Genomic DNA, 14,564 nt, shown 5'->3' with positions numbered 1-14,564 from the left:
GCGCAGGTCGAAGTGCTTCGCTATCGGCCTGCGCGCCGGCGAAGTACTACGAGGATCTGCATGCGAAGCATGGCCTCACCATAGCCCCTCGCCGCGGGTGGGTGTCAACTTGATGGGACGCGTGTCTCACACCGTGAGACTGGTCCTCATCAGCGAGTCCACTCCGCGGGCCGCCATCGGCCTGGCCACGAGGAAGCCCTGACCTCGGGTGCAGCCCATCTCACGGAGCAGTTCGAGCTGCTCGGGCCGCTCGATCCCCTCGGCCACCACGATGAGACCGAGGTCGTGGCCGAGCCGGACGATGGTCCGGGTGAGCAGGGTGAGCGTGTCGTCGCGGCCCAGCCCGGACACGAACGACGGGTCTATCTTGATCATGTCGACCGGGAGCTGCCGCAGGAACGCCAGCGAGGCGTACCCGGTGCCGAAGTCGTCGATCGCCAGCCGCACGCCGAGGGCGCGCAGCTCCGACAGGCGCCGGATGGTCTCCTCGGCGTCCTCGACGAGCATCTCCTCGATCACTTCCAGGGTGAGCGCCGATGCGGGCAGCCCGCTCTCGCTCAGCGCCTCCTCGACCGTCTCGACGAAGCGCGGCGCGGTGATCTGCCGCGCCGACAGGTTGACCGACAGGCCGATGTCCCAGGAGGAGGCCCGCCAGGCGGCCACCTCGCGGCACGCCTCGCGCAGGATCCACTCGCTCAGCGGCACGATCAGCCCGGTGTCCTCGGCCGGCCCGAGGAACTGCTCCGGCGGCACGAACACCGAGCCGCGCCACCAGCGCACCAGCGCCTCGACGGCGGTCACGCGGGAGGTGGCCAGGTCCACGACCGGCTGGTACTCGATGGCGAACTGCTGCTCGATCAGCGCCCGCTGCAGGTCGGCGGCCAGCTCCAGCCGGCGCACCACGTCGGCGTGCATCTGCGCGGCGAACACCTCGACCCGGCGCCCGCCCAGCTCCTTGGCCCGGGCCATGGCCACGTCGGCGTTGCGGATGAGGTCGCCCGCGGGCAGCTCCTCCTCGGCGAACGCCACGCCCACGCTGGCGGTCAGCGCCACGTCGCGGTCGGCCACCCGGAACGGCTCCTGCGAGACCGCCCGCAGCAGCCGCTCGGCCATGTCGACGGCGATCTGCGCCTCTCCCCCGGTCTCCACGAGCACCGCGAACTCGTCGCCGCCCCACCGGGCGAGCGTGTCGTCGGCCCGCACGGCGCCGCGCAGCCGGCGGGCGGCCTGCCCGAGCAGGTAGTCGCCGCTGGCGTGGCCCACGGAGTCGTTGACCGAGGTGAACCCGTCGAGGTCGAGGAAGATGACCGCGACCTGGCCGGCGCGGCCGGAGAGCACCTCGCGGGTGCGCTCCTCGAAGTAGGCGCGGTTGGGCAGGCCGGTGACGCCGTCGTGGAAGGTCAGGTGGGCCACCTGGTTGCGCAGGGCCTCCTCGTCGCTCACGTCGCGGGTGGTGACGAGCAGCAGGTCCTCGCCGCCCACGTGGCGGGTGGCGACCGACTCGGTGGGCCGCCAGGTGCCGTCGGCGGCGCGCACCCGGCAGGCGATCATGCAGGCGCCGGGGCTGCCGCCCTCGTCGTCGAAGCCCATCGCGCGCAGGGCCGCCTGGATGCCGGGGACGTCCTCGGGGTGGATGTACTCGAAGATCGTGCCGCCCACCAGCTCCTCGGGGCGGTAGCCGTAGGTGACCTCGACGCCGGCGCCGATCTCGCGCACGATGCCCTCGTAGTCGCACAGCAGCACCACGTCGCCGGTGCTCTCGGCCAGCTCGCGCAACTGCCGGTCGCCGAGCGCGACCAGGCGGCGCAGCCGGGCGTTGGCGCCCGACAGCACGAACAGCCGGAACAGCAGCAGCAGGACCGCCGAGCCGGCGAGCACCACCACGCCGGTCACCGGCTGGAACGCGCGCACGCCCGCCAGGTGGACGAGCAGCGTGACGGTGGCCACGCCCACGAGCACCAGCGGCACGAGCGCGATCAGGTTGCCGACGGACGTCCCCCCGGACGCCGGGCCGGACTCGCGCACGGCCCACGGCACGGCGGCCAGCAGCAGGAACGCCATCGGCGCGAGCATGACGCTCCACACGGGCGGCACGGCGTCGGTCAGCCGCGCGACGGCCTCGGCGATCCCGGCGATCGTGGTGGTGGCCAGCACCCCCACCCCCGCCGCGGCCGGCGGCGCCGCGCGCCCCCTGACGGCCGACGGCACCGCCGCGCAGGTCACGAGCAGCGCCAGCATCGGCGGGAGCATGGTGAAGGTGAACGTCGCGGGGTCGGCCTGCTCGTACACCCGGCGCAGCGCCACCACCCAGCCGATCAGGAACAGCGAGACGGCGCACAGGTAGGAGTCGGTGACGAGCCGTAAAACGGCGGTGCCCGACAGGGAGCGGCCGCTCGCGATGAGCGCGCCGCCGGCCAGCAGGACGGTGCCGACCAGGACGAGCAGGTCGGCGAAGCTCACCATGAGGCCGGTGTTCTCGGCGACCGGCCGCAGGGCCACGCCGCCGGCCCAGACGACGGCGCCGCCGCCCATCCAGCGGGTGCCCGTCGCCGTCGCGCGCTGGTCGCCCAGCCGCGCGGAAGTCGTGAGCAGGGAGGCGGCGGCGAGCAACGCCGCGAGAACGCCGGCGACCGCGCCGGTGACCGAGGTCTGACCGCCCACGAGGAGCGCAGCCGCGAACCCGGCCACACCGGCCGCCGCGGCGGCGGTCAGCGGTGCACGTGGATCACGCCAGCGGATCACAGTCGTCGCCCATCCCGTCTCGAACTCGCTCAGTGACCGCCGAAGGCCGTCGGCCACATCGCCAGTGTGTGCGGTCGCGCGCGTCCGGGTGGTGACAACGCCTATGTCGTCACCGATCTGATAACCGCGCGGACCAATCTGTTCCGAGAACTATCTTGACAGTGAGTCAGGAATCGTTGGTAGAAGCAACCGTACGCACCGAAGGTCACGGTGCAGCCACTTTCCGGAATCCTCTCAGTACGCGTCGCCGCTGCCTGTCGGCCTATGCCCGGTCAGGGGGTCAGTACGCGTCCGTGATGACGTTGTTGAGCGGCTCTCCCGCGAGGTGGCGAAGGAGCTGCGAGCGCAGCAGCCGCAGCAGCCGGCGGCCGGAGGCGGGGGTGCTGCCGGCGACGTGCGGCGTGATCAGCACGCCGGGGGCGCTCCACAGCGGGTGACCGGCGGGCAGCGGCTCCGGGGCGGTCACGTCGAGGGCGGCGCGCAGCCGCCCGGTCTTCAGCTCGGCGACCAGCGCGTCGGTGTCGACGATCCCGCCGCGGGCGGCGTTGACCAGCACCGCGCCGTCCTTCATCCGCGCCAGGAACCCCGCGTCGACCATGCCGGCCGTGTCGGCGGTCGCGGGCACGAGCAGCACGACGACGTCGGCCCCGGGCAGCAGCGCGGGCAGCTCGTCCATGCCGTGGACCCGGCCGTGCTCGCCGTCGCGGGCCGTGCGCGCCACGCGGACGACCTCGACCTCGAAGCCGTCGAGGCGCCGCTCCAGCGCCGCGCCGATCGACCCGTAGCCGACGATCAGCACGGTGGCGTCGGCCAGCACGTCGGTGTGGTGGTAGGTCCACTCGCCGCGCCGCTGCGCGTCCACGAACCCGGGGAACTCCCGCAGCACCGCGATCATGGCGCCGACCGCCCACTCGGCCGTGCCCGCGTCGTGGACGCCGCGGGCGTTGCACAGCACCGCGCCCTCCGGCACGTACGGCCGGTACGGCTCCACGCCCGCCGTCACCGTCTGCAGCAGGCGCAAGGAGGTCATCCGGGACAGGATGCCGGGCACGTCGGGCACCGTGACGAGCGGCGGGATCCAGACCTCGACCTCCTCGATCCCCTCGGGCAGGGGTCCGGAGCCGTCGTACACCGCGCACTCCACGCCGGGGAGGTCGGACAGGACATCGGCCGCCGCGTCGGAAGGAACCCAGATCCTCATGCCGAGAACCTTACGACCTGGCGGGAAGTATGAACCATATGAGGAAGCTCAGGAAGATCCTTCTGGTGGCGGGGCTGGCGGTGGCCGTGGGGGCGTGCTCGGCCACGGGCGGGACGGCGAGCGGCGAGGTCGCGACGGCTCCGCCCCCCGCGGACCCGCCCTCGACCGCGGCGGACGACCCGGGCAAGGGCGCCCCTCCGCGCGACGTCGCGCGGCCGGGCGAGCCGCGCACCGTCGCCCGTGACCTGGCGGTGCCCTGGGCGATGGCGTTCCTGCCGGGCGGCGACGCCCTGGTGACCGAGCGCGACACGGCGCGGCTGCTGCGGGTCACCCCCCGGGGGCGCGTCACCGAGGTGGCGACCGTGGACGGTGTGCGGCCCGACGGCGAGGGCGGGCTGATGGGCGTGGCGGTGAAGGGCGAGGAGGTGTTCCTCTACTTCACGGCCGCCGAGGACAACCGGATCGTGCGCTACCCGTTCGCCGGCGGCCGGCTGGGCGCCCCCAAGGTGATCGTGCGCGGCATCCCCAAGGGCGGCATCCACGACGGCGGCCGGCTCGCGTTCGGCCCCGACGGCTACCTGTACGCCAGCACGGGCGAGACCGGTCACGACCAGCTCGCCCAGCGGCGCGACTCCCTGGGCGGCAAGATCCTGCGCATGACCACGGACGGCGCCCCCGCGCCCGGCAACCCGTTCGGCACGCTCGTGTACAGCCTCGGCCACCGCAACGTTCAGGGCCTGGCCTGGGACCCGGCCGGCCGCCTGTACGCCTCGGAGTTCGGCCAGAACGCCTACGACGAGCTCAACCTCATCAGGCCGGGCGCCAACTACGGCTGGCCGGAGGTCGAGGGCCGCGGCGACGACCCGCGCTTCACCAACCCCGTGGTCACCTGGCGCACCTCCGAGGCGTCGCCGTCGGGCCTGGCCTACGCGGGCGGGTCGCTGTGGATGGGGGCGCTGCGCGGCCGGCGGCTGTGGCAGATCCCGCTGGACGCGAGCGGACGGGCGGGACGTCCGCTGGCCCGCTTCACCGACGTCTACGGCCGGCTGCGCGGCGTGGCGGCGGCGCCGGACGGGACGCTGTGGGTGTCGACCAGCAACAAGGACGGGCGCGGCTCGCCCCGCGAGGGCGACGACCGCATCCTGTCGGTGCCGCTGCGCACCCCCTAGCGCCCTATTCGGCCGCGCAGACCACCTGGGCCTGGGGGCGGTACTTGGTGGTCTGCTTGCGGTCGCGCTTGACCTCTTTGCCGTCGTTGACGAACACCCGGGTGACGTCGATCGTGAAGCCCTGCACCCCGGCGGTGGGCACGCACCCCGGGTCGCTGCTGGTCTGGGTGCGGAACGCGGTGAAGTCCCGCTTCTCCGACTCGACCGCCTGGACCTTGTCGTAGCGCCGGGTGCTCCACAGCGTGACCGTCACCGACGTGCCGGTGGCGGCGGTCTTGATGAGCACCCCGTAGTCGGAGTCGTTGCGCCACTTCAGGTCACGGTCCGGGTAGAGGAGCGCCGCGTCGCGGCCGGCCGGGTAGCGGACGGCGTAGTAGTCCATCGGCGTGCGCTCGACCTCCTCGAACCCGGCGAAGTACGCCGCGTTGTAGAGGGTGGTGGCGAACTGGGAGACGCCGCCGCCGACGATGGTGACGAGCCGGCCGCCGACGATCTGCCCGGCCTCCACGTAGCCGCCCTCGCGGGTGCGCTCGCCCGTGGCGTCGTTCAGCGAGAACGTCTGGCCCGGCCGCACCACGACGCCGTCGAGGTCGGCGGCCATCCGCTGGATGTTGGTGGCCCGGGGCTGGCAGCACTCGAACGTGGTGGTGAACTCGCCCACGTTCTCCTTGATGCCGAGGCCGCTCACCTCGGCGGTCGCCACCTCGGGTCTGACCGTGGCCAGCTTCACCGGGACGACCCGGCTGCCCTGCCCGGCGACCACCTTGGCCACGTCGTCGGCGAGCCGCTCGGGGTCCACGCCCCGGCCCGTGCGGGCGGGGACGAGGACGGGCTTGCCGTCGACGATGTCGTAGGTGGCGTCGCGGGGCGCCTGCGCCTCGTCGATGAGCCCGCTCTCCACCGTGGCCAGGGCCTTCTCGGCGTCGAAGCGCGGCACGAGCTCGCCGTCCTCGCCGGCGGTGAAGGTGAGGCTGGCGGCGATCGTGGCGGGCGGGATCTGGGCCTGCCTGCCGCCGAGCGCCAGCGTGATGGGGGCCGCGACGGCCCGCTCGGCCAGGGCCTTGGCCTTGGCGACGGTCTCGGGGGTGCTTTCGGGTTTGGCGGGCCGCAGGGTGAGGACGACCGAGTCGCGGCCGCCGCGGAAGGCCGCGTCGATGGCGCGGACCGCGTCGTCGCGGTCGAGCAGCACGCCGTCGCGCGGCTCGGTCACGACCGGGCGCAGCCCCTCGAAGGCCACCCGGCCCTCGCGCGGGACCTTGTCGTGGCTCTCGGCGAGCCCCTCGACGGTCCGGGTGAGCTGGGAGAGGTCGATGGTGACCTTCGGCTCCAGGTCGGTGGTGCCGGTCAGCCCGCGCCACACGTCCATGGGGCCGGGGAAGCCGCTGCGGGCCTGGCCGATCGTGCCGACCACGTCCAGCTCCAGCCCGGCGTCCTCGGCCTGGATGATCTCCTTCTGGCCGCCGATGTCCACGGTGACGGGCTTGTTGAGCTTGACGGCCAGCTCGTCGCGGAGCTTGTCGGCCGCCTGGGTGACGGTCAGGCCGCCGATGTCCACGCCGCCGACGCGGGTGCCGCGTAAGACCGAGCCCGACATCAGCACGGCCGGCACCAGGTACGCGAGCACGGCCAGCACCACGACGACCACCAGCACGGCGGGCAGCAGGCGGCCGCGGCGGGAGGGCTCGGGGTCGAGGAAGACGGGCTCAGGGCCAGGCTGCTCGGGCAGGCCGAAGGCGGCGGCGCGGGAGGTCTCGGCCCGGGGCCGGCTCACCGGCCATGGCTGCACGGGGGCCGCCATCGGAGGCAGCGCGCTCTTGCCGTCGCCGGGGCCGGAGCCGCGGTCCGCGCCGTCGGGGGTGCCGCCGTTCCTGGGGCCGTTCCTGGGGCCGTTCCTGGGGGCGCCCTGGCCGGGGGGCGGAGCGGGGCGCGGCGGCGCCGAGGGGCCGAAGATGTCGGGTGACACGCCGGGAGGCAGGCCCTCGATCCGCGGCCTCCTGCTCGTGGTCCCCGAGCTGGGCAGGGGGACCGAGGAGAAGGGGTCTGTCGGCGAGTCGATCGGCCCGGCGTTACGCACGCCTCAATCTCCTCCCGCTACGCTGCCACATCTTCAGGCAACAGTAAGGCACGAGCATCTGGATATGTCACGGAATACGGCTACGGATGGGTGTCAACCTCTCCACTGGTAGCGATGTTCGGGACGGCCCGCCGTGCCGTACCTGGGCCTCAGCTCGGCCCGGCCCTCCGCGCACAGGTACTCCAGGTAGCGGCGGGCGCTGACCCGCGACAGGCCGGCCAGCTCGGCCGTCTCCGCCGCCGACAGGTCGCCGCCCGCCTCGCGCAGCGTCTCGGCGACCAGCGCGCAGGTGGCCGGCGACAGGCCCTTGGGCAGGGACGCGGCCGAGGAGGGCGTGCCGAAGAGCCGGTCCACCTCGTCCTGCCGGGCCTCGGGGCCGATGGAGGTGAGCTGCCTTCTGGTCTCCGCGTACTGCCGGAGCCGTTCGGCCAGGGCGTCGGCGGTGAACGGCTTGATCAGGTAGTTGACGGCGCCGCGCCGCATGGACTCCCGGACCGTGGGCACGTCGCGGGCCGCGCTGATCACCAGCGCGTCGGTGTCGCGCAGGTCCTTGAGCACGTCGAGCCCCGACATGTCGGGCAGGTAGATGTCGAGCAGGACGAGGTCCGGCCGGTGCCGGGCCGCCTCGGCGAGCGCGTCGGCCCCGGTGTGCGCCGTCGCGACCACCCGGAAGCCGGGGACGCGGGCGACGTACCCGCTGTGGATGCGCGCCACCATGAAGTCGTCGTCCACGACGAGCACGCGGATCTCGCCCCGCTCGTCACCGGCGGGCCCCGGCCGGGCGCCTTCAGGGAGGTCACCGGCACGGGCGGGCCCGGACCGGGCGCCTTCACCGAGGTCGCCGGCGCGGGCGGCCGGCGCCGCGGCGGCCTCCGGGTCCCGCGTCATCGGGCCGCCACCGCCTCGGCCGGGGGCGGCAGCAGGGCCGTGAAGACCGCGCCCCGCTCGTTGCGCACCCTGACCCAGCCGCCCCGGCGCAGGCACGCCTGCCGGGTCAGCGCCAGGCCGAGCCCGCGCGGCCCGGAATGGGCGGCCTTGGTGGTGAAGCCCTCCCGGAACACCTCCTCCACCAGATCCGGCGCGATGCCCGGGCCGGAGTCGCCCACCCGCACCCGCAGCCCGTCGTCGCCGGCCCGCACGGACACCTCGATCGTGCCGGGCGCGCCGTCCAGCGCGTCGATCGCGTTGGCCACCAGGTTGCCGACCACGAGGACCGCGTCGCGCGGGTCGCCGAGCGAGCCCTCGGGCACGGCCGAGTCGTCGGCCAGGACCAGCCGGGCGCCGCGCTCGGCCGCCTCGGCGGACTTGGCCAGCAGCAGCGCCGCGAGCGTCGGCTCCTGGACCCGTTCGCGCAGGTCGGCGGCGTACGCGGTGCCGGTGCCGCGGGTGATGAAGCCGATCGCGGCCTCGTGCTCCCCCAGCTCCAGCAGCCCGACGACCGTGTGCATGCGGTTGGCGAACTCGTGCGCCTGGGCCCGCAGCGCCTCGGTCGCGCTGCTGGTGTCGTCCAGCTCGCGGGCCAGGCGTACCAGCTCGGTGCGGTCGCGCAGGGTCACCACCCAGCCGCGGTGCTGGCCCCGTACGGACACGGGCGTGCGGTTGAGCACCAGCACGCGGTCGCCGTGCAGCACGATCCGGTCCTCGCCCGGGTCGGCGCCGCCGAGCACGTCGCGCATGCGGCCGGAGACCGGCAGCCGGGTCAGTTCCTCGCCCACGAGGTCGTCACCCACGAGGTCGAGCAGCTCGCGGGCGGCGTCGTTGACCAGCGTCACCCGGCCCGCGAGGTCGAGGGCGAGCACGCCCTCCTTCACGCCGTGCAGGACGCCCTCGCGCTGCTCCAGCAGCGCGGCGATCTCGCTCGGCTCCAGCCCGAACGTCTGCCTGCGCACCCGCGCGGTGATCAGCGCGGCGGCGGCGAGCCCCGACACCAGGACGGCCAGCGCGGTCCACAGCAGCGGCGGCAGCGCGTCCGCGAGCTGGCCGGTGACCGTGGTCTGCAGCACGCCGACCGACACCAGGCCGATGACCTCGCCGTACTCGTCGAAGACGGGCGCCTTGCCGCGCACGGTGGTGCCGATGGTGCCGGTCTCGGTGCCGACCCAGCTGCGGCCGGTGTTCAGCACCGTGGTGCCGTCGGTGGACAGCTTGCGGCCGATCAGCGCGGTGTTCGGATGGGCGTAGCGGGTCTGCTCGCGGTTGGCGATCACCACGTAGTCGGCGCCGGTGGAGTGCTGGACGCTCACCGCGAGCGGCTGGAGCACCGTCTCGGGGTTCTTCAGGTCGAACGCGTCGCGCACCTGCGGGAGCGCGGCGACGGACTGGGCGATGGCCAGGGCCCGCTGTTCGTGCAGCGCGTCGAGCTGGTCGCGCGTGTGCTCCGCCCACACGCCGGCGGTGCCCCCGACGGCGAGCAGCACGATCACCATCTGGAGCACGAAGAGCTGCGTCCCGAGGGACGCGTCGCGTACTCGTCTCACCCCACTCATGGAAACATCCGCAGGTCACAGCGGGGTAGCGACCAAAAAGACCTAAAAGACTACTACCAGATAAAGCTCGACTCCTCGCGTGACGGACTTCACCATCCAGGTTTCATACCGTGAAATCCCCCCCTTGGAGTTCTCATGCGGATGCGTATACTCGCCGCCCTCGCGGCGATCTCCATCGCCGCGCTGACCGGCTGCGGCGAGAACGCCGGTGGCGGCGGCACTTCGGGCGCCGCCGGCACGCTGCGGATCATGGCGCCGGCCTCGCCCGGCGGCGGCTGGGACCAGACCTCGCGCGTGGCCGAGCAGGCGCTCAAGGCCGCCGACCCCAAGCGCAGGGTCGAGGTCTACAACGTCCCGGGCGCGGGCGGCACCATCGGCCTGTCCCAGCTCGCCGGCGAGAAGGGCAACGGCAACCTGCTGATGACCATGGGCCTGGTCATGCTCGGCGCGGTCGAGCAGAACAAGTCCAAGGTCACCCTCGCCGAGACCACGCCCATCGCCAAGCTGACCGAGGAGTACGAGATCGTCGTGGTCCCGGCCGACTCCCCGCTCAAGCAGCTCTCCGACCTGGTCGCGGCCTGGAAGGCGGACCCGGCCAAGGTGTCCGTCGCCGGCGGCTCGGCGGGCGGCACCGACCACATCGTGGCCGGCCTCATGGCCAAGGCCGCGGGCGTCGACCCCAAGAAGGTCAACTACATCGCCCACTCCGGCGGCGGTGAGGCGCTCAACGCGCTGCTCGGCGGCAAGGTCACGATCGGCATCTCGGGTGTCGGCGAGTTCGCCGAGCACGTCAAGTCCGGCAAGCTGCGCGCCCTGGGCATCACCTCGGCGCAGCGGATCTCCGGCCTCGACGCGCCCACCCTCAAGGAGGGCGGCCTGGACGTCGAGCTGGCCAACTGGCGCGGCTTCGTGGCGCCCGGCGGCGTCAGCGAGGGCGACAAGAAGGCCCTGACCGACCTGGTCACCAAGATGCACGACTCGCAGCCGTGGAAGGACGCCGTCGCCAAGAACGGCTGGATCGACTCCTTCCAGACCGGCCAGCAGTTCGCCGACTACCTCACCTCCGAGCAGGCCCGGGTCAAGGGCATCATCGCCGAGATGGGGCTCGTGTCCTGATGTCCACACCGGACACACCCGTGCGCGTCCCCTCGGGGGAGCCCTCGGCCGGGGAGGAGCCGCGCCGCCGGTGGCGGCCCGAGCTGGTGCTCGCCCTCGTGGTGCTGGCGCTGGGCGTGCTGGTCATCGTCGGCACGCTCGACGTGTCGGCGGCGGCCTCCCAGCTCGGCATCGGCCCGCGCTTCTTCCCCACCCTGGTCGGCGGCGCGATGATCGTCGTAGGCGTTTTCTACGTCATCGACGTGCTGCGCGGCGGCCAGGGCGACCCGGAGGAGAGCGAGGACGTCGACGCCGACGCCCCCGCCGACTGGCGCAGCGTCGCCCTGGTGAGCGGGATCTTCCTGGCGTTCGTCACCGTGCTCAACGTCGTCGGCTGGATCATCGGCTCGGCCCTGCTGTTCTTCGGGCTGTCCGTGGTCCTCGGCGCCGGGCACAAGGTGCGCGCGGCGGTCGTCGGGGTGGTCCTGGGGCTCGTGACGTACCTGCTGTTCGTCAAGGGGCTGGGCGTGACGCTGCCGGCCGGCTGGTTGAGGGGGGTGCTGTAGGTGGACTCGCTCCAGCTCCTGATCGACGGGTTCGGCGCCGCGCTGACCCCCGTCAACCTGCTGTACGCGCTGGTCGGCGTCACGCTCGGCACGCTCGTCGGCGTCCTGCCCGGCATCGGGCCGGCCATGACCGTGGCGCTGCTGCTGCCGATCACGTTCACGGTGCCGCCCGCGAGCGCGTTCATCATGTTCGCCGGCATCTACTACGGCGGCATGTACGGCGGCTCGACCACGTCGATCCTGCTCAACACGCCCGGCGAGTCGTCGTCGATGATCACCGCGCTGGAGGGCAACAAGATGGCCCGGCGCGGGCGGGCCGCCCAGGCCCTGGCCACGGCCGCCATCGGCTCGTTCGTGGCCGGCACGATCGCGACCGCGCTGCTCGTGGTCGCCGCCCCGGCGGTGGTGGCCTTCGCGATCGCGTTCGGGCCGGAGGACTACTTCGCGCTGGCGATCCTCGCCTTCACCGCGGTCTCGGCCGTGCTGTCGCGCTCGCTCGTGCGCGGCCTGGCCTCGCTCGGGCTCGGCCTGGTCATCGGGCTCATCGGCATCGACCAGCAGACCGGGCAGGCGCGCCTGACCATGGGCGTCCCGCAGCTCCTCGACGGCATCGACGTGGTGATCGTCGCGGTCGGGCTGTTCGCGCTCGGCGAGGCGCTGTACGTGGCCTCCCGGCTGCGCCACTCCACGCCCGAGGTGGTGCCCGTGGGCCGGGCCTGGATGGGCCGCTCCGACTGGGCCCGCTCGTGGAAGCCGTGGCTGCGCGGCACCGCGCTCGGCTTCCCGTTCGGCGCGCTGCCGGGCGGCGGCGCCGAGATCCCCACCTTCCTGTCGTACGCGGCCGAGAAGCGCCTGGCCCGCGGCACGGCCCGCGAGGAGTACGGCAAGGGCGCCATCGAGGGCGTGGCGGGGCCGGAGGCGGCCAACAACGCCTCCGCCGCGGGCACGCTCGTGCCGCTGCTGACGCTGGGCCTGCCCACGTCCGCGACGGCCGCGATCCTGCTGGCCGCCTTCCAGCAGTACGGCCTGCAGCCCGGACCGCAGCTGTTCGACCACAACCCGGCGCTGGTGTGGGGCATGATCGCGTCGCTGTTCATCGGCAACACGATGCTGCTGGTGCTGAACCTGCCGCTCGCCCCGCTGTGGGCGCGGGTGCTGCGCATCCCCCGGCCCTACCTGTACGCCGGGATCGTGGTGTTCGCCGCCCTGGGCGTCTACGCGCTGAACGGGACCGTGGTGGACCTGGTCGTGCTCTACGTGCTCGGCCTGCTCGGGTTCGCGATGCGCCGCTTCGGGCTGCCGGTGGCCCCGGCCGTCATCGGCATGATCCTCGGCCCGATGGCGGAGATCCAGCTCCGCCGGGCCCTGGCCATCGGCGCCGGCGACGTGACCGTGCTGGTCAAGAGCCCGGTCGCCGTGGTGCTGCTGCTGCTCGCCCTGGGGGCGCTGCTCACGCCGCTCGTGCGCAGGCTGGCCGTGCGCAGGGAGCTCGCCCCGACCGTGATCCACGAGGAGGACTGACACCGGCCGCAGAAGATCACGCGGTCGAGGATTGACGCGCCGTCTCTGGGGCACTGCGATCAGTGCTTCAAGGGAGCGTCCAGGGATGTGCCAAGGCCCCGCCGATCATCCGCCGGCGGGGCCTTTCGCACGTTCTGAGCTCTTGAGCCACTCGGACCGGGCTCTTGAGCCACTCGGACCGAGCTCTTGAGCCACTCGGACCGAGCTCTCGGGTTACTCGGAGACGCCCAGCTTCTCCAGGATCAGCACCCGCGCCCGGGCCGCGTCGGCCTTGCCGCGGCTGGCCTTCATCACGCCGCCGACCAGCGCGCCCACAGCGGCGATCTTGCCGGAGCGGACCTTCTCGGCCGCGTCGGCGTTGGCCGCGAGGACCTCGTCGATGATCGCGGACAGCTCGCCCTCGTCGTTGACGATCTTGAGGCCGCGCTTGTCGACCACCTCGTCCGGCGTGCCCTCGCCGTTCAGCACGCCCTCCAGCACCTCGCGGGCGAGCTTGTCGTTGAGCGCGCCGGAGGCCACCAGCTCGGTGACGCGGGCGATGTGGGCCGGCGTGATCGGCAGCTCGGCGAGCGCGGTGCCGCTCTCGTTGGCGCGGCGCGCCAGCTCGCCCATCCACCACTTGCGCGCGTCGGCCGCCGGGGCGCCCGCCGCGACCGTCGCCTCGACCAGGTCGATGGCGTCGGCGTTGTGCATGGCCTGCATGTCCAGGTCGGACAGCCCCCACTCGGCCTGCAGCCGCTTGCGCTTGACCGACGGCAGCTCGGGCAGCGCCGCCTTCAGCTCGGCCACCCACGCCGGGTCGGGCGCGATCGGCACCAGGTCGGGCTCGGGGAAGTAGCGGTAGTCCTGCGCCTCCTCCTTGGACCGGCCGGACGTGGTGGTGCCGGTGTCCTCGTGGAAGTGCCGGGTCTCCTGCACGATCCGGCCGCCGTCGGCCAGGACCGCGCCCTGCCGCTCGATCTCGCTGCGCACGGCGCGCTCGACGCTGCGCAGGGAGTTGACGTTCTTGGTCTCGGTGCGGGTGCCCCACTCCGACGAGCCGCGCGGCATGAGCGAGACGTTGACGTCGCAGCGCAGCGACCCCTCCTCCATGCGCACGTCGGAGACGCCGAGCGAACGCATGATCTCGCGCAGCTCGGTGACGTACGCGCGGGCCACCTCCGGCGCCAGCCGGTCGGCGCCCGGGATGGGCTTGGTCACGATCTCGACCAGCGGGATGCCGGCGCGGTTGTAGTCGACGATCGAGTAGTCGGCCCCGTGGATGCGGCCGGTCGCGCCGCCCACGTGGGTGGACTTGCCGGTGTCCTCCTCCAGGTGGACCCGCTCGATCTCGATGCGCACGGTCTCGCCGTCGACCTCGACGTCGATGTAGCCGTCGAAGCAGAGCGGCTCGTCGTACTGCGAGATCTGGTAGTTCTTCGGCATGTCCGGATAGAAGTAGTTCTTCCGGGCGAAGCGGCACCATTCGGCGATGGAGCAGTTCAGCGCCAGGCCGATGCGGATCGTCGACTCGATCGCCTGGGCGTTGGCCACCGGCAGCGAGCCGGGCAGCGCCAGGCAGGTCGGGCAGACCTGCGTGTTCGGCGGCGCGCCGAACATCGTGCGGCAGCCGCAGAACATCTTCGAGGCGGTGCCCAGCTCGACGTGCGTCTCCAGGCCCAGCACCGGCTCGAACCGGTCGAGCGCCTCGTCGTAGGACATCTTCGTGGT

General features: G+C 73.1%; 10 protein-coding genes. 4 read left to right on the top strand and 6 right to left on the bottom strand.

Annotation, left to right across the window (positions count from 1 at the left end; all coding sequences use genetic code 11):
• Nucleotides 1–126: 126 nt before the first annotated feature.
• Both HT134_RS34855 and HT134_RS34850 read right to left on the bottom strand, forming a co-directional pair.
• The gene (locus HT134_RS34855; RefSeq protein ID WP_312888669.1) at nucleotides 127–2,799 is read right to left on the bottom strand and encodes a putative bifunctional diguanylate cyclase/phosphodiesterase; all 2,673 of its coding nucleotides are present in this window, start codon (nucleotides 2,797–2,799) and stop codon (nucleotides 127–129) included.
• A 223-nt stretch (nucleotides 2,800–3,022) separates the two neighbouring features.
• The gene (locus tag HT134_RS34850; protein ID WP_175604730.1) at nucleotides 3,023–3,943 is read right to left on the bottom strand and encodes a 2-hydroxyacid dehydrogenase; all 921 of its coding nucleotides are present in this window, start codon (nucleotides 3,941–3,943) and stop codon (nucleotides 3,023–3,025) included.
• Nucleotides 3,944–3,981: 38 nt separating this feature from the next.
• Between HT134_RS34850 and HT134_RS34845 the strand changes: the two genes are divergently transcribed.
• The gene (locus HT134_RS34845) at nucleotides 3,982–5,112 is read left to right on the top strand and encodes a PQQ-dependent sugar dehydrogenase (RefSeq protein ID WP_175604729.1); all 1,131 of its coding nucleotides are present in this window, start codon (nucleotides 3,982–3,984) and stop codon (nucleotides 5,110–5,112) included.
• Nucleotides 5,113–5,116: 4 nt separating this feature from the next.
• Here the strand turns inward: HT134_RS34845 and HT134_RS34840 are convergent, their stop codons facing one another.
• The 3 genes from HT134_RS34840 to HT134_RS34830 form a co-directional block, all read right to left on the bottom strand.
• Entirely contained in the window at nucleotides 5,117–7,186 is a 2,070-nt protein-coding gene (locus tag HT134_RS34840; RefSeq protein ID WP_175604728.1) for a VanW family protein, read from the bottom strand.
• Between the two features lie 93 nt (nucleotides 7,187–7,279).
• Nucleotides 7,280–8,074 (bottom strand): response regulator, encoded by a 795-nt coding sequence (locus HT134_RS34835; protein ID WP_175604727.1) that lies wholly within the window; start codon nucleotides 8,072–8,074, stop codon nucleotides 7,280–7,282.
• The gene (locus HT134_RS34830) at nucleotides 8,071–9,663 is read right to left on the bottom strand and encodes an ATP-binding protein (protein WP_376768141.1); all 1,593 of its coding nucleotides are present in this window, start codon (nucleotides 9,661–9,663) and stop codon (nucleotides 8,071–8,073) included. The genes HT134_RS34835 and HT134_RS34830 overlap by 4 nt, the downstream gene beginning before the upstream one ends.
• Nucleotides 9,664–9,807: 144 nt before the next feature.
• On the opposite strand from HT134_RS34830, the gene HT134_RS34825 reads away from it, so the two are divergent.
• From HT134_RS34825 to HT134_RS34815, 3 genes are read left to right on the top strand one after another with little or no spacing between them, the layout of a single operon-like run.
• A complete protein-coding gene (locus tag HT134_RS34825) occupies nucleotides 9,808–10,788 on the top strand; it encodes a tripartite tricarboxylate transporter substrate binding protein (protein WP_175604725.1) in 981 nt (326 codons plus the stop codon).
• Complete coding sequence (locus HT134_RS34820; protein ID WP_175604724.1) at nucleotides 10,788–11,333, top strand: tripartite tricarboxylate transporter TctB family protein; 546 nt, start codon at nucleotides 10,788–10,790, stop codon at nucleotides 11,331–11,333. Before HT134_RS34825 ends, HT134_RS34820 begins: the two co-directional genes overlap by 1 nt.
• Nucleotides 11,334–12,854, top strand: coding sequence for a tripartite tricarboxylate transporter permease (locus tag HT134_RS34815; RefSeq protein ID WP_175604723.1), 1,521 nt, complete (start codon nucleotides 11,334–11,336; stop codon nucleotides 12,852–12,854).
• 213 nt (nucleotides 12,855–13,067) lie between these two features.
• Here HT134_RS34815 and gatB read toward each other — a convergent pair whose 3' ends face one another.
• A complete protein-coding gene (gatB, locus tag HT134_RS34810) occupies nucleotides 13,068–14,555 on the bottom strand; it encodes an Asp-tRNA(Asn)/Glu-tRNA(Gln) amidotransferase subunit GatB (RefSeq protein WP_246366163.1) in 1,488 nt (495 codons plus the stop codon).
• Nucleotides 14,556–14,564 lie beyond the last annotated feature (9 nt).

It is taken from the genome of Nonomuraea rhodomycinica (assembly GCF_013363995.1).
In the GTDB taxonomy this organism is placed as follows: domain Bacteria; phylum Actinomycetota; class Actinomycetes; order Streptosporangiales; family Streptosporangiaceae; genus Nonomuraea; species Nonomuraea rhodomycinica.
Note: the sequence above shows the minus strand (reverse complement) of the source record. Positions and strands in the feature narration are given on the sequence as shown.